Genomic DNA, 19,983 nt, shown 5'->3' on the forward strand with positions numbered 1-19,983 from the left:
CGGACGCGGTCCCGTTCGCCAAGCCGCTGAAAGGCCGCGGGATTTCCGCGGCATGCGTCTTGCGCGGGCAGGGACATGCAAGTCCCCTCCACGACCTCCGCCTACGTCCCGCCCGCGACCGGCTTCAGCGGCTTCGCCGCCAAGCCCGTCGAGCGCAGCGCCGCGGCCACCGAGTTCCTGGACTACGCCCAGAAGACCGCCGCCGAGCACATGCGCGAGCAGATGCTCCGAGCCCTCGGCGTCACGGAAGAAGAGCTGAAGGCCATGAGCCCCGAGGAGCGCGCCAAGATCGAGGAGAAGATCCGCGAGATGATTCAGCAGAAGGTCCGCGAGGACACCGAGGAGAAGACCGGCGTCCTCGTCGACGTCAGGGCCTGACGCTCTCCCTGATCGCCCGCGTCAGCAGCGCCAGCCCGGCGTTCGACGCCAAGAACGGCGGCGTCAGCTAGACCACCCGCCCCATCGGCCCGATCCAGGCGCCGGCCTCGAACAGGTCAAGAGGACGGGCGGCGAGGCCTGGGCCAAAGCACTGCTCCACCGATATCCTGTCGGCGCCGGCCTAGCTGAAACGTCATGCGGGCCCTATCTCGGAGGGCTCTGGAGGGGACGTTGCAACCGATCATATCCATCAAGGGTCTGTCGAAGACCTACGCCGGTGGCTTCCAGGCCCTCAAGGACATGAACCTCGACATCCGACGCGGCGAGATCTTCGCCCTGCTGGGACCCAACGGCGCGGGCAAGACCACCCTGATCGGGATCGTCTGCGGCCTGGTGCGGGCGACGGCGGGCCAGGTGACGGCGGACGGCCACGACATCCGCAAGGATTACCGCGCCGCCCGGGCCAAGATCGGCCTGGTGCCCCAGGAACTGTCCACCGACGCCTTCGAAAAGGTGTGGGACACGGTCAGGTTCAGCCGGGGCCTGTTCGGCAAGCCGCCCAACGACGCCCACCTGGAGAAGGTGCTGAGGGACCTCTCCCTCTGGGACAAGAAGGACGCCAAGATCATGGCGCTCTCGGGCGGCATGAAGCGGCGGGTGATGATCGCCAAGGCGCTCAGCCACGAGCCCTCGATTCTGTTCCTGGACGAGCCCACCGCCGGCGTCGACGTCGAGCTGCGGCGCGAGATGTGGGAAATGGTGCGGCTGCTGCGCGAGAGCGGCGTCACCGTCATCCTGACCACCCACTACATCGAGGAAGCCGAGGAGATGGCCGACCGGATCGGCGTGATCTCCAAGGGCGAGCTGATCGTCGTGGAGGACAAGGACGTCCTGATGCGCAAGCTCGGCAAGAAGCAGCTCACGCTGCACCTGCAGGAGCCGCTGAAGACGGTGCCGGCCGGGCTTTCGGACTACCAGCTCGACCTCGCCTCCGAGGGAACCGAGCTCGTCTACACCTTCGACGCGCAGGCGGAACGGACCGGCATCGCCGAGCTGATCAAGCGCCTGACCGAGCTGGGCGTCGACTTCAAGGATCTGCGCACGCAGGAAAGCTCCCTGGAGGAGATCTTCGTGAGCCTGGTCAGGAGCCGCGCATGAACCTCCACGCCGTCAAGGCCATCTACCAGTTCGAAATGCACCGCTGGTTCCGGACCATCGTCCAGAGCCTGGCGGCGCCGGTGATCACCACCTCGCTCTACTTCATCGTCTTCGGGGCGGCGATCGGGCGGCGGATGCCCGAGATCGACGGCGTCAGCTACGGCGCCTTCATCATCCCGGGCCTGATCATGCTGTCGATCCTGACCGAGAGCATCTCCAACGGATCGTTCGGCATCTACATGCCGAAGTTCGCCGGCACCATCTACGAAGTCCTCTCGGCGCCCGTGTCGGTGGGCGAGATCGTGCTGGGCTACGTGGGCGCGGCGGCCACCAAGTCGGTGGTCCTGGGCCTGATCATCCTGGCGACCGCGCGGCTGTTCGTGGACTTCCAGATATCTCACCCGCTGGTGATGCTGGCCTTCCTGGTGCTGACCAGCGTGACCTTCAGCCTGTTCGGCTTCCTCACCGGAATCTGGGCCGACGGGTGGGAGAAGCTGTCGATCATCCCGATCCTGGTGGTCACGCCGCTGACCTTCCTGGGCGGCAGCTTCTATTCCATCGACATGCTGCCGGACTTCTGGCGCAACGTCGCCCTGGCGAACCCGGTGGTCTATCTGGTCAGCGGCTTCCGTTGGGCGTTCTACGGCGTCTCGGACGTGGGCGTGGGCGTCAGCCTGGGCATGACCTTCGTCTTCCTGACCCTTTGCCTCGCGGCGGTGACCTGGATCTTCAAGACGGGCTGGCGACTGAAGAGTTGATCCTTCGATATTGAAGCAATATCGAGGGGCCTACTCCTCCTCGTCGAACCGCGCGGCAACCAGCTCGGCCAGGGCGGCCACCGCCGGTTCGGCCTCGGGGCCCTCGGCCTCGATCTCGATGCAGCAGCCGGGGGCGGCGGCCAGCATCATCAGGCCCATGATGGAGCGGGCGTCGACGGTCTGGCCGTCCTTGGAGACCCGCACCTCGGCGTCGAAGCCGGCGGCGGTCTTCACGAACTTCGCCGACGCACGAGCGTGCAAGCCCCGCTTGTTGACGATCTCGACGGTGCGGGAGGCGACGGTCTCGCTCAGCTCACTTCTCTCCGGCCAGGACATAGGAGGCGACCGAGATGTACTTTCGCCCAGCTTCCTGCGCCGCGGCAACCGAGTCTTCCAGGCTGTAGCGGGTGCGCACGCTGGCGAGCTTGATGAGCATGGGCAGGTTGAGGCCGGCGATCACCTCGGCCCTGGTCTGCTCCATGACCGAAATGGCCAGATTGGACGGCGTGCCGCCGAACATGTCGGTGAGCAGGATGACGCCCTGACCCGTGTCCACGCGCCCGCAGGCGTCGAGGATGTCCTTGCGGCGGCGCTCCATGTCGTCCTCGGGGCCGATGCAGATGGCCTCGACGGCCGCCTGCGGCCCGACCACGTGCTCCATGGCGAAGACGAACTCTTCCGCCAATCGGCCATGCGTGACGATCACGAGCCCGATCATGCCATTTGTTCCAAAGGGTATCCCCAACCCGATGGCGCCATCGCCGGGCGCGAGCGGAGCTAAATACGCCGGTTGTGCGCCGCGTCAAAGGCCGCAAGCGCGCGGCCGAGTTTCGCAGGCGCCGACTGTTCGAACCCCTCGGTAGTAAGCGCCGGGACGCTCAGCCCCAGGATGTGTTCATGGACCGGGTCGGGGATACGTTCGGGGATCCCCAACCGGACGACCAGGCCCACCTCGGCCAGGGGAAGGGCCTGCGCCCGGAGCACGTCGAGCCCCCGGACCTCGATCAGGCCGTGCAGCGTGTCGGGCGCACGGCCGAACAGCCGCCCGCCCGAGGCCCATAGCAGCACCCGGTCGTCGGCGACCAGCCGGAAGCCCTGGTCGATCGCCCGCAGCGCCAGATCGCTCTTGCCCGCCCCGGACGGCCCTTCGATGAGCGCGCCCAGCCAGCGGCCGCCGACGCGGCGGGCGATCAGGCCCGCATGGCGGATCACAGCACGGCCTCGGGAATGGAGAGGGTGAAGGTCGCGCCGAGCACGCGGCCCTCGGCGTCCGTCCGGTTCTCGGCCCGCAACGTCCCTCCGTGAGCCTCGGCGATTTGCCGGGCGATGGAAAGGCCCAGGCCGGAGTTTCCGCCGAAGGCCGCGCCCTTGGGTCGCGAGGTGTAGAAGCGCTCGAAGACCGTCTCCAGGTTCTCAGGGGGAATGCCGGGGCCGTTGTCGGAGACCCGCGACACGACCTGCCCCCTCTCCCGCCCCAGCGCGACCGTGACCGCGTCGCCCGGCGGGCTGAACGAGCGGGCGTTGTCGATGAGGTTGCGGAAGATCTGGCCCAGCGGCCCCTCCCGGCCCATGACCTTCAAGGGCTCCCCGCCCGGAGCCCGCTCCAGCCGCACGGTCACCTCGCCCGGCTTGGCGGTGGCCTGGTAGAGGGCCACGATCTCGCCCACCAGCCGCTCCAGGTCGACCATCCGCGGCTGGTCGCGCGACAGCTCGGCGTCGAGGCGCGAGGCGTTGGAGATGTCGGTGACCAACCGGTCCAGGCGCTGCACGTCGTTCTTCAGGATGCCCAGCAGCCGCTCGCGGGCGGCGGGGTCCTTCACCAGGTCCAGGGTCTCGACCGCCGAGCGCAGGGAGGTCAGCGGGTTGCGGATCTCGTGGGCCACGTCGGCGGCGAAGGCCTCGATGGCGTCCATCCGTTCGGACAGCGAATGGGTCATGTCCTCCAGGCTGCGGGTCAGGTCGCCGATCTCGTCGTCCCGCCTGGCGAGGTCCGGCAGCGAGATGGCCCGGGCGCGGGCCTGACGCACCCGGTCGGCGGCGCGGGCCAGCCGGCGCACCGGCTGGGCCACCAGAACGTTGAGCAGGAGGATGGAGGCCAGGTTCACCGCGATGGCGATGAGGATGAACGGGGCCAGGGCATAGCGTTCCCGGGCGATGATCTCGTCCACGTCGCTGGCTTCCAGGGTGATGACCCCCAGGACGGCCCGGACATGGCGGATCGGGACCGAGACCGACACCACCCGGTCGCCCTCCGGCCCACGGCGCATGCCGGCCCATTTGCGGCCCTTCAGCGCCTCGCCGACCTCGAAGCCCAGCGCCTTCTCCGCCTGGGCCACGGTGGACGCGGCCGTGTGGGGCATGAAGTCGAGCCGCATGCCGCCGTCCTCGCGCGGGCGGGCCGGCGGCAGCTCGCGGGTCTCCACGCGGTCGGCCACGAGGTCGCTGTCGGCCACGAGCCGCCCGTTGGCGTCGAAGAGGCGGGCGCGCTGGGTGGTTGGGCTCTTGAACGTCTGCAGGATGTCAGCCGCCAGCGCGGCGTCCATCTCCGGCTCCGGCTCGCCCACGGTGGCCGCGCGGTTGATGATGTCGGCGATCAGCTCGCCCTGGGTGGACAGGCTGTCGATGCGCGCGTTGACGAGTCCCCGGCGCAGCTCGTTCAGCACGAGCGCCCCGGAGATCAGGATCACCAGGCCCAGCAGGTTCAGCGCGACGATCAGCCGGCCGAGCTTGGAGCCCGGAAGCCAGCGGAATCCCGACGGCCGGGGCGCCCGCTCAGGTTTCCCGATATCGGTAGCCGACGCCATAGAGGGTTTCGATCGCGTCGAAATCGGGGTCGACCTCGCGGAACTTCTTGCGCATGCGCTTGATGTGGCTGTCGATCGTGCGGTCGTCGACATAGACCTGATCTTCGTAGGCCGCGTCCATGAGGTTGTCGCGGCTCTTCACGAAGCCCGGGCGCTGGGCCAGCGACTGCAGCAGCAGGAATTCGGTGACGGTGAGCTTCACCGGCTTGCCGTCCCACAGGCAGTCGTGACGGGCGGGGTCCAGCGTGAGCTTGCCCCGCTTGATGGCCCGCGCGCTGGCCTCGGCCGCGGCGGCGGGGCCCCCGGCGGCGTCTTCCTCGCCCCGTCCGGCGCGGCGGAGCACCGCCTTCACCCGCTCGATCAGCAGGCGCTGGCTGAACGGCTTGTGGATGTAGTCGTCCGCGCCGAGGTTGAAGCCCAGGATCTCGTCGATCTCCTCGTCCTTCGAGGTGAGGATGATGACCGGCACCTCCGAGGTCCGGCGCAGGCGGCGCAGCACCTCCATACCGTCCATGCGCGGCATCTTCACGTCCAGGATCGCCAGGTCCGGCGGATCGTTCTCCAGCGCCGCGAGACCGGCCGCGCCGTCGTAATAGGCCTTCACGGCGTGGCCGTGGCTCTCGAGAGCCAGGCTGACGGAGGTGACGATGTTCTCGTCGTCATCCACCAGGGTGATCTTGGCCATGTGAGGTCGAGGTCTCCTTGTCCAGGGATCTGCAAGCTATTGACCATTCACCGTGGCCTCAATGGGGCCGCGTGCGAGGTCGTCGCCAAGTCAACGCGCTCTTAAGCTTGATGGGAGAACGTGCAGGCGTCCGGGGGGATGCTGGCATGGATGGCTACAGCGTGCATTTCGAAGTGTTCGTCCGGAAGACCTCCGGCGCCTCCTGGACGCTGGAGATGGCGAGCGAGAACCGCGTGGCCGCGATTCAGACCGCCGAGGACCTCTTCAACGAGGGCCGGGTGGCCGCCGTCAAGGTGACCAAGGAGACGCTGGACGAGGAGTCCCGGGAGTTCCAGACCGTCACCATCCTGAAGCTGGGCGTCGAGGAGATCGCCCGCAAGCCCAAGGCCCAGGCCGACGTCCAGCCCCTCTGCGTCACGCCGCAGGATCTCTACACCATCCACGCGCGGGAGCGGATCGGGCGGCTGCTGGAAGCCTGGCTGGACCGCAACCACGCCACGGCCTTCGAGCTGTTGCACCGGCCAGACCTCGTGGAGAAGCTGGAAGCCTCGGGCTTCGAACTGCAGCACGCCATCCAGAAGGTCGCCGTCCCCGAGGCCCACGCCAGGGGCATGACCGTCCACGAGCTGATGCGGGTATTCCATACCCTGGTCGACCGCGCCATCGACCGGCTGATGAAGGACTTCAAGCGCGGCGTCCTGCCCGATGTCGACGCCGAGGGCTTCGCCGCGGCCGCCGAGCGCGTATCCAAGGACCCCGAGCGCGGCTTCCTGCTGGGCGCGGGCGTGGCGGCCTCCATCGCGCCCGCCCAGACCTGGTCCGAGAAGGTGCTGCGCCTGCTCGACCTGGCGGACGCCGCCCCCAAGGCCCACGCCGCCCGGGCCTTCGCGCTCAACGCCCTCGAACAGCCCCTGGCCGAGATCCTGGAATCCAAGCCGGGCCTGGGCGACCTGATCGGCAAGGGCCTGGACCTGGGCGCGGGCCTGGCGGCCATGACCCGGCTCGCGGCCTATGAGGCCGTCGAGTCCCTGGTCGGCATCGAGCCTTCGGTCGCCAAGGTTATGCCCCAGCTCGCGCCGCCGGCCCAGCGGCTGGCCAAGTGGCTCGCCACCGAGGACTTCGTCGAGGTCCGCACGGCGCTGGGCAAGCGCATCCTGCGCGAACTCAACGGCCCGCGCCGCCTGAAACCGGGCGACGCCGAGGCCGAGATCGACGTCCTGCGCGCGCTCGCCATGTCGCTGACCGCCGCCTCCGGCAAGCTGCTGCCCCTCGAGGACGTCCAGGCGGCGTTCTCGGCCCGCTCCAAGATGCTGGTGACCGGCGATTTCGTGGAGGCCTACCTCGGCCAGGGAAAGACTTCTTTCGAGGAGGTCGAGGCCCTGGTCTGGCTCACCGAGAACATCATCGGCGCCGCCAACAAGCGCCAGGCCGGACGCTGGCTGAAGGCGGTGGTGAATTCGCTGCGGTTCGAGAAGGAAGCCCGCAGCCTCGACAACGAAAGCGCGCCCCAGCGGCTGGCCCAGCTCGCCGCGCTGCAGCGCGCCGTCGCCCGCTGCGGCCTCGTCGAGGAGGACTTCGTCCCCATCCAGACCAAGCTCGGCGACCTGGGCGGGCTGATCGAGGCCGAGGCGAAGGTGGCTGCCGGCGTCGCCAGGGCCAACGCCCCTGCCGTCCAGCGCCTGACCGTCCTGCTGAAGCTCGCCTGCGGCGACTCCGCCCCCCTCGGCCCGGCCGCCAACCGGGCCAAGGCCGAGGCCCTGAAGCTGGTGCGGCACGATTCCACGCGCAGCGAGCTCGCCGCGGCGCCCGACCAGGTGGACCTGGTGCGCGACCTCATCCAACAGGCGGGGCTGGCCGCCTAGAGCCCCAAGGCGGCCTTCAGCGCGTCCGCGACCCGCCCCACGTCCGCGTCCTCCATGCCCGGATAGAGCGGCAGCGAGAGGCAGCGCGCATACCAGGCTTCGGCGCCCGGCAGGACGAGTTCGCCGTAGCGCTCGCGGTAGTAGGGTTGCCGGTTGACCGGGATGTAGTGGACCTGGCTGCCGACCCCCCGGGCGCGCAGGGCCTCGACCACCTCGAGCCGCGTGCGGCCAACGGCCTCGAAGTCGATCAGCACGGTCATCAGGTGCAGGACCGGATCGCTCCAGGGCGGCTGGGCGGCGGGCCTCACGGCCGGGGCCAGGGGGGCCAGGACCTCGCGGTAGCGCGCGGCGAGCAGGCGGCGGCGGGCGGCGAAGCGCGGCAACTTGGCAAGCTGCGACAGGCCCAGGGCGCAGAGGACGTCGGGCAGGCGATAGTTGAAGCCCGGCTCCGGCATCTCGTACCACCACGGCTCGCGGCCCTGGGGCCGGACCATGCCGTGGCTGCGCATCGTCCGGAGGCGCTCGGCCAGCCGATCGTCGTTGGTCGTGACCATGCCGCCCTCGCCGGTGGCGATGGTCTTCACCGGATGGAACGAGAAGGTGGCCATGGCGGAATGTCGCACATCGCCGACCATCTCCGTCACATTGCCAAATCTCATCGCCGTTCCGAGGGCGTGTGGAGCGTCTTCGACGAGGACCGCCCCGGCGTCGCGCGCCAGGCCTTCCAGGCCGGGGAGGTCGACGGCGTCGCCCCGCAGGTGCACCGGCAGGACCGCGCGCAGCCGGCGGCCCTCCAGCCGCGTCAGCGCCTCGGAAAGGCTGTCCGGCGTCATCAGGCCGCTCGCCGGGTCGACGTCGGCGAACACCACCTCGGCGCCCACGTAGCGGGCGCAGTTGGCGGTCGCCAGGAAGGTGATGGCCGGCGCGATCACCGCCTCGCCCGGCTGGACCTCCAGGGCCAGCATGGCCAGGTGCAGGGCCGCTGTGCCGTTGGCGCAGGCCACGGCGTGCCGCGCGCCCACCGTCTCGGCGAAGGCCAGCTCGAAGCGCTCGACCAGCGGCCCCGTCGTCAGGAAGTCGGCCTTCAGCGCCTCGGCGACCGCGGTGATGTCGTCGTCCTCGATGGTCTGGCGGCCGTAGGGGAGGACCGGCCCGGGCATCAGTCCGTGGCCCGGCGCCGCCGTTTCGGCGCGCCCGTCTCGAGCATGGCGAGGAAGGCCTCCGCCGCCAGCCAGTCGTCGTTGGTGTCCGAGGCGTAGGAGAAGCCCTCCGGGACCTGGCCGCCATCCAGCGGGGCCCGGGTGTATTCGGCGAAGGCCGGCTCGATCACATAGCGGTCGCCGAGGTCCACCGTGGTCCGCGCGTCGTCCGACGAGATCATCATCTCGTGCAGCTTCTCGCCCGGGCGGATGCCGATGATCCTGGTCGGCAGGCGGGGCGCCATGGCGGCTGCGATGTCGACGATCTTCATCGAGGGGATCTTGGGCACGAAGATCTCGCCGCCGCGCATCATGGCCAGCGACGAGAGGACGAAGTCCACCCCCTCGTCCAGGGTGATCAGGAACCGCGTCATCCGCGGGTCGGTGATCGGCAGCTCCTTCGCGCCCCCGGCGATCAGCCGCTGGAAGAAGGGCGCGACCGAGCCGCGCGAGCCCACCACATTGCCGTAGCGCACGACGGCGAAGCGAGTGCCGATGTCGCCCGACAGGTTGTTGGCCGCCACGAAGGTCTTGTCCGAGGCGAGCTTGGTCGCCCCGTAGAGGTTGATCGGGTTGCAGGCCTTGTCGGTGGACAGCGCCACCACGCGCTTCACCCGGTTGGAGAGGCAGGCCCAGACCACGTTCTCGGCCCCGAGCACGTTGGTGTGGATGCATTCCGAGGGATTGTATTCGGCGGCCGGCACCTGCTTCAGCGCCGCGGCGTGGATCACGATGTCGACGCCGCGGACCGCCAGGCTGAGGCGTTCGCGGTCGCGCACGTCGCCCAGGAAAAAACGCATCCGCGCGAGCGCCTCGGCCGGGAACCGCTCGGCCAGGTCGATCTGCATCTCGTGCTGCTTCAGCTCGTCGCGCGAATAGACGATCAGCTTCCGCGGCCTCGCCCGCTCCAGCACGGTCTCGATGAATCGCCGGCCGAACGAGCCGGTGCCGCCCGTGACGAGGATGACCTTGCCGTCGAGGTCCAGGGAGGTCGGCGCAAATCGGCCCAAGCGGCGCTCCGATCACGGTGGCGAATCGTCTCAAGCGGCACTGTCGGAGGCGGCGCGTAAATGGACCGCTAACCATAGGCGGGGCTTCATCCGTCCCATGGACCGCCGCCGCCTCGCAGGCCTGATCGCGATCGCCGCCGCCCTGCCGGGCGTCGCGGCGGCCTCGGGAAAGGCCGAGAACGCGCCGAGGCGCTCGCCCTATCTGCAGATCCAGACCCTGCTCGGCACGACCATGCGGGCCGACGGCCGGCGGGGGTCGCTGACCGTCGAATGCGGCCTCGACATCCCCGACCCGGCCCTGCGGGAGCGGGCCGAGCAGTCCATCCCCCGCCTGCGCTCCGCCTACGCCTCGACGGTCCAGGCCTATGCGGCGGGCCTGCCCTCGGGAACCGCGCCCAACGCCGACTTCATCGCCCGCGCGTTGCAGCAGCAGACCGATCGGGTGCTGGGCCGGCAGGGCGCCCGGCTGCTCCTGGGCGCCATCCTCGTGAACTAGGGGCCCGGCCCCGCCTCACATCGCGCTGATGCCGCCGTCCAGCTTCAGCTCGGCGCCGGTCATGAACCGGCTCTCGTCGGACGCCAGGTAGAGCACGGCGTTGGCGATGTCGTCCGGCGCGCCGATCCGGCCCAGCGGCACCTGGCGGGCCAGCTTGGCCTCGGCCTCCTCCTTGCCGAACATCTGACGCAGCGGGTCGAGGATCGGGGTGTCGATGAAGGTCGGATGGATGGAGTTCGAGCGGACGTCCAGCTTCTGCTTGGCGCAGTGGAGCGCGATGCCCTTCGACAGCAGCCAGACCGCCGACTTCGACGCGTTGTAGGCCGGCGTGTTGTGGGCGGCGATCAGGCCCGCGATCGAGGAGATGTTGACGATCGAGCCCGGCTGGTTCTGGCGCAGGTACTTCAGCGCGTGCTTGGTCCCGAGGAACACCGAATCCACGTTCACGCTCATGACGAGCTTCCAGTCCTCGTAGCTCAGCTCCTCGATGTTGCCGCCCCGGCTGATGCCGGCGTTGTTCACCAGCACCGAGATCCCGCCCATGGCCGCGTCGGCCTCCTCGAGGGCGAAGATCCACTGCTCCTCCTTGGTGACGTCCAGGGGGAAGGCGAAGGCGGTCCCCGCGCCGTGGGTGGCGTCGATCTCGGCGGCGACGGCCTTGGCGCCCGCGAGATTGATGTCGGCCAGGGCGACCTTGGCGCCTTCCGACGCCAGCTTCCGGGCGAACGCCGCGCCAAGCCCTTGCGCCGCCCCGGTGATGAAGGCCTTCTTGCCCGCGACCCGTCCCGCCATCGTGTCCTCCCTTACTTCGCGATCTCGTCCATGAACCGGGCCAGCGTCACGTCCAGCTCGGTCACGCCGTCGGCGTCGTGGGTGGTCAGCACCACCTCCACCCGGTTGTAGACGTTGGACCACTCCGGATGGTGGTCGAGCTGGTCGGCCTTGATCGCCACCCGCGTCATGAAGCCGAAGGCCTCGTTGAAGTCCTTGAACCGGAAGGTCCTGGCGATGGCGTCGCGGTCGCCCTCGGCCTTGGCCCAGCCGGAGAGGCGGGCGATCGCCGCGTCGGCGCCGATCCGGGCCGGGCGGGTCATCGCGGGAACTCCAGGCCGGTGAGCGCCGAGAGCTCGGCCAGCGCCTGGTCCTCGCCCACCACCTTGATCGCTTTCATGCCGAGCTCCGCGGCCGGCTTGCAGTTGATGCCCAGGTCGTCGAGGTAGATGCAGGCCTGCGGCTTCACGGCCAGGAGGTCGCACATCATCAGGTAGATCTTCGGGTCGGGCTTGCGGACCCCGGCCTTGGAGCTTTCGATGATCGCGTCGAACAGCGGCATCACCTGGCCCATGGCGCCGGCGGCGCGCTGGATCTCGTTCTGGCCGGGACTGTGCATCGAGACCACGTTGTTGGTGATGCAGCCCACCTTGTAGCGCGCCTTGCAGGCCTTGAGCGCCTCGACCATGCGGGGCCGGAGCATCCCGTTCAGCAGCGGCAGCACCTCGGCCCCCGGAACGGCGTGGCCCAGGGCCGCCGACTCCTCGCGGAACAGGGCGTCGAAACGCGCGGCGTCGATCTCGTTGCGCTCGAAGAGGGCCCAGGCGTTGTCGTGGTGATTGGCGGCGTTGACCCGCCGGATGAAATCCTTGGGCAGGCCCTTCTCCGCCTCGTAGCGGTTGAACGCCTCGAACGGCGAGGAGGTGAAGACCCCGCCGAAATCCCAGATCACCGCCTCGATCGACATTCGAAACTCCGCCCTGACGGCTGAGGCTCTAGAGAGCCCGGGGCGGGCGTGCAAGGTATCGCGGATGATCCGCTTCGCCGTCTTCGGCCTGGCCTGCGCCGCCGTCCTCCACGTCTGCCTCGCGCCGACCCAGGCGCTTCCGACGGTCGACGTCTGGGACAAGGCCGAGCATGCCGTGACCTGGGCCGCGCTGACGCTCCTCGGTCTTCTCTTCTGGCCCTCGCGACCGTGGCGGGTCGCCGGATTCACCCTGGCCCTCGGCGCCGCCGTCGAAATCCTCCAGGCGACCATGGGCCTGGGACGCAAGGGAGACGCCGCCGACCTGCTGGCCGACGCCGCGGGCGTGGCCGCGGCGGCCGCGGCGATGGGGCTATTCCGCCGGCGCCGGCGGGGCCTCGGCGAGCGAGGCTGAGGACCTGGACCTCGACGCACTCGCCCTTGTTCGCCGACGGGTCTCCAGCTCGGTCCGGGTGGCCTCGTAGCTTTTCCGGTCGATGCCGTAGAGCGAATAGAAGATCGCCGCGATCGCCCCCGGAACGATGGCCGACAGGCTGTCGCAGAGCGCCAGGTTGAAGAGCACGCCCTGCGGTACGTCGGCCATGGTCCTGGCCCCCTGGGGAAAGCCGATCAGGCTGATGACCACGCCGGCCACCGCGGTGCCCACGGCCAGGTCGATCTTCCCGGCCATGTTGCGGGTCGAATAGAGGATCCCCTCCTGGCGGACGCCATACTTCAGCTCGTTCTGGTCGGCGATGTCGGCGAGCGCCGACATGGCGCTGATCTGCAGGATGCTGAGCGAACCGTACTGCACGGCGGCGAAGGCGATCAGCAGGGGCAGTAGCCCGGGGGTTTCCGGCGAGATGATCCCGAGCATGCCCAACACCAGGGGGATCGGCGGGATCAGCGCGAAGGCCAGCGCCGAGGCCATCATGGTCTTGCGCTTGTCTATCCGGCCGTGCAGCCGCGGCGCGAAGATGAAGGCCGACAGATAGCCGGCGAAGCTGCCCAGGATGAAGAACGACAGCTCGTGGCTGGAGAGGTCCCAGTAGAAGGTGAAGACGTAGAGCCGGAGCCCCTCGCGCAGGCCGATCATGAGGCCCACGAACAGGTAGGCCGCCAGCAGCCAGATGTAGTTGATGTTGGCCAGCGCCTTGCCGAAGTCGCCGAACATGCCTCGGAGGCTGAGGGCCGGCTCGTGCGGCCGCGCCTTGGGCAGATAGGGGATACGGTCGCGGGTGAGCCAGGCAGAGGCGGCCATGGCGGCGAACGACGTCAGGCCGATGGCGAGCGCGTAGCGCGGCCAGGGCTCGGGGTTCAGCAGGCCGCGCGGATAGTCGGGGGTCGCCCGGAAAAAGATCAGCGTCGCCGCCGCGAAGGTCAGCGACCCGCCGGCCCAGTTGAAGAAGCTGTAGTAGGCCATGACCTTGGAGCGCTCGGTGTAGTGGGGCGACAGCTCGCCGCCGAGCGCCAGATGCGGCACGTAGAAGAAGGTCATCGCCTGGCGCATCAGGATGACCGAGGCGCCCAGCCAGAGCAGGAGACCGGTCTGGCCGAGGCCCGCCGGGGGCGAGAAGATCGCCCAGGCGGTGAGCGACGTCGGCAGGAGGGCGGCGAAGAGGTAGGGATGGCGGCGGCCCCACCGTGACTTCGTGCGGTCCGAGATCGAGCCCACGATCGGGTCCGAAATGGCGTCGAAGACGAAGCTCGCCGAGATCGCCAGGCCCACGAGATGGGCCGGCACCCCCAGAATCTGGCTGTAGAACAGGAGCGCGAAGCTGGAGACCGAATAGAGCACGACCATCTCGGCGGTTCCGCCCAGGCCAAACGCCAGCTTGGTCTTCATCGGCAGGCGCTCGCCCGCGTCGGACCGGCTCGCCATCATCTCCTCCCGTGCGCTCTTCGGGCGCCTTCCTCCAGCAAGCCCCAAGCCCTGGAAAGCGTCAATCGCGGCGTACCGATGTTTCGAGAGTCGGGGCGAAGCCGGCCCGCGCACCGACGCCTCACATTCCCTCGAAAACCTGCTAGAGAGGGGTTCAATGCTGCGCGGGAAATCGCAGCGGCGCAAATTCATCCCCCACAGCCGAGGCGACAGAACATTCCATGCCCCGCGCGCAGCCTTCGCCCGCCGCCGGTCACAATCTCGGCGCCGAGCGCACGTTCGAGTCCCTCAGGCGCATCGACGAGCGGCTGCGGTGGCTCGCCACCTGGACGATCCACAACGCCAACCACAACCGCGAGAGCCGCGACGGGCTGAAGGTGGGCGGCCACCAGGCCAGCTGCGCCTCGATGACCACCATCCTGACGGCGCTCTACTTCCACGCGCTGAAGCCCCAGGACCGGGTGGCGGTGAAGCCGCACGCCAGCCCCGTCTTCCACGCCGCCCAGTACCTGATGGGCCGCCAGACCCGCGAGCAGCTCGAACGCTTCCGGGCCTTCGGCGGGGCCCAGTCCTATCCCTCGCGCACCAAGGACAAGGACGACGTCGACTTCTCCACCGGATCGGTGGGCCTGGGCGTGGCCGTCACCGCCTTCGCCTCGCTGATGCAGGACTACCTGAAGGGCCATGGCCTCCTGGACCCGGCGCGCGAGGGCCGCTTCGTCGCCACCCTGGGCGACGCCGAGCTCGACGAGGGCAACATCTACGAGTGCCTGATCGAGGCCTACAAGCACGACATCCGCAATGTCTGGTGGATCGTCGACTACAACCGCCAGAGCCTGGACGCGACCACCGCCGACCGGATGTTCGACCGGTTCGGCGACATCTTCGAGACCGCCGGCTGGCGGGTGGTGACGCTGAAGTGGGGCAAGGCCCAGGAACGCGCCTTCGCCCGGCCCGGCGGGCCGGCCCTGCGGGCCTGGATCGAGGCCTGTTCCAACGCCGAGTACGCCGCCCTGACCTACCAGGGCGGGGCGGCCTGGCGCGATCGGCTGACGCGCGACATCGGCCGGGAGGCGGGCGTCCGCGCCCTGCTGGAGAGCTTCGACGACCGCGAGCTGCACGGCCTGATGATCGGCCTGGGCGGCCACTGCATCGAGACCCTGGTCGAGGCCTTCGATGCTGCATCCAGGGACGACAAGCCGACCCTGTTCATCGCCTATACGGTCAAGGGCTTCGGCCTGCCGCTGCAGGGCCACAAGGACAACCACGCCGGCCTGATGACGCCGGCCCAAGTCGAGGCGCTGCGCGAGGCCATGGGCGTCCCCCCGGGCCAGGAGTGGGAGCCCTACGCGGGCCTCAGCCCCGAGGCGGCCGAAGAGCTCGCCGCCTTCGTGCGCGCGGTCCCCTTCGCCGCCGAGACGGACCGGCGCCCGCGGGCCGAGCCGATTCCTGTACCGCCCCGCGGCGAGTTCCCGCAGCCGGACGGGTCCGAGCAGTCCACCCAGGCCGCCTTCGGGCGCATCCTGCTGGACCTCGCCAAGGCCAGCGGGCCGCTGGCCGACCGGATCGTCACCACCAGTCCGGACGTGACGGTCTCCACCAACCTCGGCGGCTTCGTGAACCAGCGCGGCCTGTTCCGGAGGCGGGAGACCGCCGACGTGTTCCGCGACGCCAGGATCCCCTCGGCCCAGAAGTGGGCGGGCGGGCGCGCGGGCCAGCACGTCGAGCTGGGCATCGCCGAGCACAACCTGTTCCTGAACCTCGGCGCGTTCGGTCTGTCGGCGGCGCTGTTCGGCGAGCGGCTGCTGCCGATCGGGACCGTCTACGACCCCTTCATCAGCCGCGGCCTCGATGCCCTGAACTACGCCTGCTACCAGGACGCCCGCTTCATGCTGGTGGCCACCCCCTCGGGCCTGACGCTGGGCCCCGAGGGCGGGGCGCACCAGTCGATCTACACCCCGCTGATCGGCATCGGCCAGCCGGGGCTGACCTATTTCGAGCCGGCCTTCGTGGACGAGCTTTCCGAGGTCATGCGCTGGTCCTTCGAGCACATGCAGGCGGCGGACGGCGGCTCGGTCTATCTGCGGCTCACCACCCGCACCCTCGCCCAGGTCGAGCGCAAGGACGACGCCTGGCGCGAGCCCGCCTTGAAGGGCGCCTACTGGCTGCGCGAGCCGGCGCCGGGCTCGGACGCCGCCATCGCCTTCTGCGGCGCCGTGGCCCCCGAGGTGCTCCAGGCGGCCGAGCAGCTCGCCGAGGACATTCCGGGCCTGGGCGTGATGAACGTCGTCTCGCCGGGCCTGCTGCACCGCGACTGGATGGCCGCGCGCCGGGCCCGCTGGACGGAAGGCGGGCGCCGCGAGAGCCACGCCGAGGCCCTGCTCGGGCGCCTCGCGCCGAGCGCGGGCTTGGTCACTGTCGTCGACGGCTCGCCCGCCACGCTGTCGTGGCTGGGCGGCGTGCGCGGCATGCGCACGAGCTCCCTGGGCCTCGACGCCTTCGGCCAGGTGGGCGACCTCACCGACCTCTACCGCCACTACCGCCTCGACGTGGACGCCATCGTCGAGGCGGCGGCCGAGCTGTTCTTGTGAGGACTCCTCTCCCCCCGCACTTCGTGTCGTGGGAGAGGAGACTAGGCCGAGAGCGCCTGCTCCAGGTCGGCCATCAGGTCGTCCGCGTCCTCGACGCCGACCGACAGCCGAACCAGGCCGTCCGAGATGCCGATGCGGGCCCGCGTCTCGGCCGGGATCGAGGCGTGGGTCATGATGGCCGGGTGCTCGATCAGGCTCTCCACCCCGCCCAGGCTCTCGGCCAGGGTGAAGAGGCGGGTGCGCTCCAGGAACCGGCGGGTCCCGTCGAGGTCGCGGTCCAGCACCACCGTGATCATGCCGCCGAAGCCGTGCATCTGAGCCTTGGCCAGCGCGTGCTGCGGATGGCTCTCCAGGCCGGGGTAGATCACCTGGCCCACGTCCTTGCGCCCCTCCAGCCAGCGGGCGATGGCCAGCGCGTTGTCGCAGTGGCGCTCCATGCGCAGCGCCAGGGTCTTCGCGCCCCGGAGCGTCAGGAAGCTGTCGAACGGCGAGGCCACCGCGCCCACGGCGTTCTGCAGGAAGGTGAGCTGGTCGGCCAGCCCGGCGTTGTCGCCGACCACCAGCGCCCCGCCCACGACGTCGGAGTGGCCTCCCAGGTACTTGGTGGTCGAGTGCATCACCACGTCGAAGCCCATCTCCAGCGGGCGCTGGACGTAAGGGCTGGCGAAGGTGTTGTCGGCCGCCGCGATGATTCCCCGGCGCCGGCACAGGTCCGCGATGGCCTGCAGGTCGGCCAGCCGCAGCAGCGGATTGGTGGGCGTCTCCACCCAGACGAGCCTGGTCCTGGGCGTGATCGCGGCCTCGATGGCGGAGACGTCGGCCAGGTCCACGAAGCTGAAGGTCAGCCCCGCCGAACGCTTCTTCACCTTGTCGAACAGCCGGAACGAGCCGCCGTAGAGGTCCTCCGAGGCGATCACGTGGTCGCCGGCGTCGAGCGCCTCCAGCAGCGTGGAGATGGCCGCCAGGCCCGAGGCGAAGGCATAGCCCTTCGTCCCGCTCTCCAGGTCCGCCAGCGCGCGTTCCAGCGCGAAGCGGGTGGGGTTGTGGCTGCGCGAATATTCGAAGCCCTGGTGCACGCCGGGCGAGGCCTGGGCGTAGGTCGAGGTCGCGTAGATCGGCGTGATCACCGCGCCCGTCGAGGGGTCGTGCTCCTGGCCGCCGTGGATGGCGCGGGTGGCGAAGTCGAGCCGGTTCTTGCCCGGAATGTTGTTGTCCCTCACGCCGCGCGCCTCAGGTAGTTGATCAGGTCGATCCGGGTGATGAGCCCCAGGAAGTCGCGGCCGTCCATCACGATCGCCACCTGGTCCTGCTCGAAGATCGGCAGGAGCGCGTCCAGCGGCTGACCGGCCTGAAGGGTGTTGAGCTTGGCGGTCATCGCCGCGCTGACCGGCTGCTTGAAGCGGCCCTCGGCGTCGCGGCGCTCGACGGCTTCCAGGAGGTCGCTCTCGTCGATCAGGCCGATGAGGCGGCCGTCGTCCATGACCGGCAACTGGCTGACGTCGGCCTGGCGCATCCGATTGTAGGCGGTGAGCAGGGTGTCCTCCGGGCCGACGGTGACGGCGTCGGCCTCGGACCGCGCGATCAGGTCGCGCAGGTCGCCGTGCAGCTTGCGGTCGGCCAGGCCCTGCTCGGCCACCCAGCTGTCGTTGTACATCTTGGACAGATATCGCGAGCCCGTGTCGCACACGAGGGTGACCACCCGCTTGGGCTCGGTCTGCTCGCGGCAGTATTTCAGCGCCGCGGCCAGCAGGGTGCCGGACGACGAACCGGCCAGGATGCCGGCCTTCATCAAGAGCTCGCGGGCGGTGGCGACGCTCTCCTGGTCGGTGATGGCGTAGGCCTTCTCCACGAGACCCAAGTCGCAGATGTCGGGCACGAAGTCCTCGCCGATGCCCTCGACGATCCACGAGCCCGCCTGGACCTCCTTCCCCTCGTTGACGAGCGGGGCGAGGATCGAGCCCACGGGATCGGCCAGCACCATCCTGGTCTTGGGCGAGACCTTGGCGAAGTAGCGGCCCAGCCCCGTCAGCGTGCCGCCCGAGCCCACGCCCACGACGACCGCGTCCAGGTCGCCCTCCATCTGCTCGAAGATTTCGGGGCCCGTGGTGGTCTCGTGGGCCAGCGGGTTCGCCGGGTTCTCGAACTGGTTGATGTAGACGGCGTTGTTGAGCTTCGCCGCGATGGCGGCGGCCATGTCCTGGTAATATTCGGGATGGCCCTTGCCGACGTCCGAGCGGGTGATGCGCACGTCGACGCCCATGGCCCGCAGGTGTTGGATCTTCTCGCGCGCCATCTTGTCGGGCACGACCAGCAGGAGCTTGTAGCCCTTGAGCAGGCCCACCTGGGCAAGGCCCAGGCCGGTGTTGCCGGCGGTGGCCTCGACGATGGTCCCGCCGGGCTTCAGCCGGCCGTCCTTCTCGGCCGCCTCGATCATCGAGCGGGCGATGCGGTCCTTGATCGAGCCGCCGGGGTTGGCGTTCTCGAGCTTGACGAACAGGCGGCAGGGGCCGGTGTCGAATCCGGAAAGCTCGACCATCGGGGTGCGCCCGATCAGGTCGAGGGCGGAGGCCGCCGGCGGCGGCAGGGGTTGGGCGGTCACGGACGGGCCTCTGGAATGGCGGAAGCGCACGGTCCTGCAAACGGAACCGGATTGCTTCGAGTTCAGCTGTCCGTGGTAGATATCATGCGAAAGGGCGGCGCAACCGCGATTTCATTGCTGCGCCGCACCCTCGAAAGGGCAGATCAGGCCAGGCTCGCCGGGATCAGCGGAACGCCGGCCCCGGCTTCACGCCCAGCTTCTTGAACACCATGGCCGCCGGGCAGAAGCCCGTGAAGGCGGCCTGGATCATGTTCAGCCCCGCGAACACCGCCAGCAGCAGCCACCAGGGGCTGACCAGATAGGCCAGCGTCACGCTGAACAGGATCACGCATCCGGCGAAGACGAAGACGGCGCGATCGAGCGTCATGGGAAAACCTCCTTCAGGCCGCGGCCTTGGCGAGCGCCTGGTTGGTCCAGGCCACGATCTGGTCGGCGCTCATGGCGCCGGCCTGGCGGGCGACGAGCTTGCCGTCGCGGAACAGGAGCAGGGTCGGGATGCCCGACACCTGCAGCTCGGCGGCGGCGTGCGGCTCGTCCTCGGAATTGAGCTTCAGGAGCCGGACGTTCGGCTCCAGGCGCGCGGCGGCCTTCTCGAAGTGCGGGGCCATCATGCGGCAGGGACCGCACCACGGCGCCCACACGTCCACCAGCAGCGCGAGCCCCTGGGTGGAGCGCCGGTGGGCGGCGAGCTCCTCGCCCGACACCTCGATCGGGTGGCCGACGAAGAGCCGGTCGCCGCAGCGGCCGCACTTGGCCTCGGACGCATCCTTGCCGAGCGGCATCCGGTTCACGGCGTTGCAGGCGTGGCAGACGAGCTGGCGCATGG

22 protein-coding genes are annotated in these 19,983 nt (G+C 69.5%); 7 read left to right on the top strand and 15 right to left on the bottom strand.

Annotated features, from left to right (window positions below; translation table 11 throughout):
- Window positions 1-75 precede the first annotated feature (75 nt).
- The 3 genes from ACK4TT_RS11080 (at window position 76) to ACK4TT_RS11090 (ending at window position 2,294) form a co-directional block, all read left to right on the top strand.
- Complete coding sequence (locus tag ACK4TT_RS11080) at window positions 76-378, top strand: hypothetical protein (RefSeq protein WP_409633281.1); 303 nt, start codon at window positions 76-78, stop codon at window positions 376-378.
- Between the two features lie 195 nt (window positions 379-573).
- On the top strand, window positions 574-1,536 hold the full coding sequence (locus ACK4TT_RS11085; protein ID WP_410212994.1) for an ABC transporter ATP-binding protein: 963 nt from the start codon (window positions 574-576) through the stop codon (window positions 1,534-1,536).
- On the top strand, window positions 1,533-2,294 hold the full coding sequence (locus tag ACK4TT_RS11090; RefSeq protein WP_409633285.1) for an ABC transporter permease: 762 nt from the start codon (window positions 1,533-1,535) through the stop codon (window positions 2,292-2,294). Before ACK4TT_RS11085 ends, ACK4TT_RS11090 begins: the two co-directional genes overlap by 4 nt.
- Before the next feature lie 30 nt (window positions 2,295-2,324).
- Here the strand turns inward: ACK4TT_RS11090 and ACK4TT_RS11095 are convergent, their stop codons facing one another.
- From ACK4TT_RS11095 to ACK4TT_RS11115, 5 genes are read right to left on the bottom strand one after another with little or no spacing between them, the layout of a single operon-like run.
- The gene (locus tag ACK4TT_RS11095; protein ID WP_409633287.1) at window positions 2,325-2,630 is read right to left on the bottom strand and encodes an HPr family phosphocarrier protein; all 306 of its coding nucleotides are present in this window, start codon (window positions 2,628-2,630) and stop codon (window positions 2,325-2,327) included.
- Complete coding sequence (locus tag ACK4TT_RS11100) at window positions 2,608-3,012, bottom strand: PTS sugar transporter subunit IIA (protein WP_409633289.1); 405 nt, start codon at window positions 3,010-3,012, stop codon at window positions 2,608-2,610. Before ACK4TT_RS11100 ends, ACK4TT_RS11095 begins: the two co-directional genes overlap by 23 nt.
- 59 nt (window positions 3,013-3,071) lie before the next feature.
- Window positions 3,072-3,506 (bottom strand): HPr kinase/phosphorylase, encoded by a 435-nt coding sequence (locus ACK4TT_RS11105; protein ID WP_409633291.1) that lies wholly within the window; start codon window positions 3,504-3,506, stop codon window positions 3,072-3,074.
- Entirely contained in the window at window positions 3,503-5,098 is a 1,596-nt protein-coding gene (locus ACK4TT_RS11110) for a stimulus-sensing domain-containing protein (protein ID WP_409633293.1), read from the bottom strand. Before ACK4TT_RS11110 ends, ACK4TT_RS11105 begins: the two co-directional genes overlap by 4 nt.
- Window positions 5,067-5,783 (bottom strand): response regulator transcription factor, encoded by a 717-nt coding sequence (locus tag ACK4TT_RS11115; RefSeq protein ID WP_409633295.1) that lies wholly within the window; start codon window positions 5,781-5,783, stop codon window positions 5,067-5,069. Before ACK4TT_RS11115 ends, ACK4TT_RS11110 begins: the two co-directional genes overlap by 32 nt.
- A gap of 146 nt (window positions 5,784-5,929) precedes the next feature.
- Between ACK4TT_RS11115 and ACK4TT_RS11120 the strand changes: the two genes are divergently transcribed.
- Window positions 5,930-7,645, top strand: a complete 1,716-nt coding sequence (locus ACK4TT_RS11120) for a hypothetical protein (RefSeq protein WP_410212995.1) — start codon at window positions 5,930-5,932, stop codon at window positions 7,643-7,645.
- Here ACK4TT_RS11120 and pseC read toward each other — a convergent pair.
- Complete coding sequence (gene pseC / locus ACK4TT_RS11125) at window positions 7,642-8,805, bottom strand: UDP-4-amino-4,6-dideoxy-N-acetyl-beta-L-altrosamine transaminase (protein ID WP_409633299.1); 1,164 nt, start codon at window positions 8,803-8,805, stop codon at window positions 7,642-7,644. The two genes, ACK4TT_RS11120 and pseC, sit on opposite strands and share 4 nt — an antisense overlap.
- The gene (pseB, locus tag ACK4TT_RS11130; RefSeq protein WP_409633301.1) at window positions 8,805-9,854 is read right to left on the bottom strand and encodes a UDP-N-acetylglucosamine 4,6-dehydratase (inverting); all 1,050 of its coding nucleotides are present in this window, start codon (window positions 9,852-9,854) and stop codon (window positions 8,805-8,807) included. Before pseB ends, pseC begins: the two co-directional genes overlap by 1 nt.
- Before the next feature lie 97 nt (window positions 9,855-9,951).
- Here pseB and ACK4TT_RS11135 point away from each other — a divergent pair, with 97 nt between their 5' ends.
- The gene (locus ACK4TT_RS11135; protein WP_409633303.1) at window positions 9,952-10,350 is read left to right on the top strand and encodes a Tat pathway signal protein; all 399 of its coding nucleotides are present in this window, start codon (window positions 9,952-9,954) and stop codon (window positions 10,348-10,350) included.
- 15 nt (window positions 10,351-10,365) lie between these two features.
- On the opposite strand, the gene ACK4TT_RS11140 is transcribed toward ACK4TT_RS11135, so the two are convergent.
- The 3 genes from ACK4TT_RS11140 to ACK4TT_RS11150 are packed head-to-tail and all read right to left on the bottom strand — an operon-like array spanning window position 10,366 to window position 12,088.
- Window positions 10,366-11,142, bottom strand: coding sequence for an SDR family oxidoreductase (locus ACK4TT_RS11140; protein WP_409633305.1), 777 nt, complete (start codon window positions 11,140-11,142; stop codon window positions 10,366-10,368).
- Between the two features lie 11 nt (window positions 11,143-11,153).
- The gene (locus ACK4TT_RS11145; RefSeq protein ID WP_409633307.1) at window positions 11,154-11,444 is read right to left on the bottom strand and encodes a 4a-hydroxytetrahydrobiopterin dehydratase; all 291 of its coding nucleotides are present in this window, start codon (window positions 11,442-11,444) and stop codon (window positions 11,154-11,156) included.
- A complete protein-coding gene (locus ACK4TT_RS11150) occupies window positions 11,441-12,088 on the bottom strand; it encodes an HAD-IA family hydrolase (protein ID WP_409633309.1) in 648 nt (215 codons plus the stop codon). Before ACK4TT_RS11150 ends, ACK4TT_RS11145 begins: the two co-directional genes overlap by 4 nt.
- A 64-nt stretch (window positions 12,089-12,152) precedes the next feature.
- On the opposite strand from ACK4TT_RS11150, the gene ACK4TT_RS11155 reads away from it, so the two are divergent.
- Window positions 12,153-12,500: a hypothetical protein gene (locus tag ACK4TT_RS11155; protein ID WP_409633311.1), complete on the top strand. Its 348-nt coding sequence runs from the start codon at window positions 12,153-12,155 to the stop codon at window positions 12,498-12,500.
- Here ACK4TT_RS11155 and ACK4TT_RS11160 read toward each other — a convergent pair.
- Window positions 12,459-13,967, bottom strand: a complete 1,509-nt coding sequence (locus ACK4TT_RS11160) for an MFS transporter (protein ID WP_409633313.1) — start codon at window positions 13,965-13,967, stop codon at window positions 12,459-12,461. The two genes, ACK4TT_RS11155 and ACK4TT_RS11160, sit on opposite strands and share 42 nt — an antisense overlap.
- A 221-nt stretch (window positions 13,968-14,188) precedes the next feature.
- On the opposite strand from ACK4TT_RS11160, the gene ACK4TT_RS11165 reads away from it, so the two are divergent.
- Window positions 14,189-16,558: a transketolase gene (locus ACK4TT_RS11165; RefSeq protein WP_410212996.1), complete on the top strand. Its 2,370-nt coding sequence runs from the start codon at window positions 14,189-14,191 to the stop codon at window positions 16,556-16,558.
- A gap of 41 nt (window positions 16,559-16,599) precedes the next feature.
- Here ACK4TT_RS11165 and ACK4TT_RS11170 read toward each other — a convergent pair whose 3' ends face one another.
- The 4 genes from ACK4TT_RS11170 to trxC form a co-directional block, all read right to left on the bottom strand.
- Window positions 16,600-17,778 carry a cystathionine gamma-synthase gene (locus ACK4TT_RS11170; protein ID WP_409633317.1) on the bottom strand — a complete coding sequence of 393 codons (1,179 nt, stop codon included), beginning with the start codon at window positions 17,776-17,778 and terminating at the stop codon, window positions 16,600-16,602.
- Window positions 17,775-19,157: a pyridoxal-phosphate dependent enzyme gene (locus ACK4TT_RS11175; RefSeq protein ID WP_409633319.1), complete on the bottom strand. Its 1,383-nt coding sequence runs from the start codon at window positions 19,155-19,157 to the stop codon at window positions 17,775-17,777. Before ACK4TT_RS11175 ends, ACK4TT_RS11170 begins: the two co-directional genes overlap by 4 nt.
- Window positions 19,158-19,320: 163 nt before the next feature.
- Window positions 19,321-19,524, bottom strand: a complete 204-nt coding sequence (locus ACK4TT_RS11180) for a DUF2892 domain-containing protein (protein WP_409633321.1) — start codon at window positions 19,522-19,524, stop codon at window positions 19,321-19,323.
- A 13-nt stretch (window positions 19,525-19,537) separates the two neighbouring features.
- Window positions 19,538-19,981 carry a thioredoxin TrxC gene (gene trxC, locus ACK4TT_RS11185; RefSeq protein ID WP_409633323.1) on the bottom strand — a complete coding sequence of 148 codons (444 nt, stop codon included), beginning with the start codon at window positions 19,979-19,981 and terminating at the stop codon, window positions 19,538-19,540.
- Window positions 19,982-19,983 lie beyond the last annotated feature (2 nt).

Source organism: Phenylobacterium sp. (assembly GCF_046463815.1).
Lineage (GTDB): Bacteria > Pseudomonadota > Alphaproteobacteria > Caulobacterales > Caulobacteraceae > Phenylobacterium.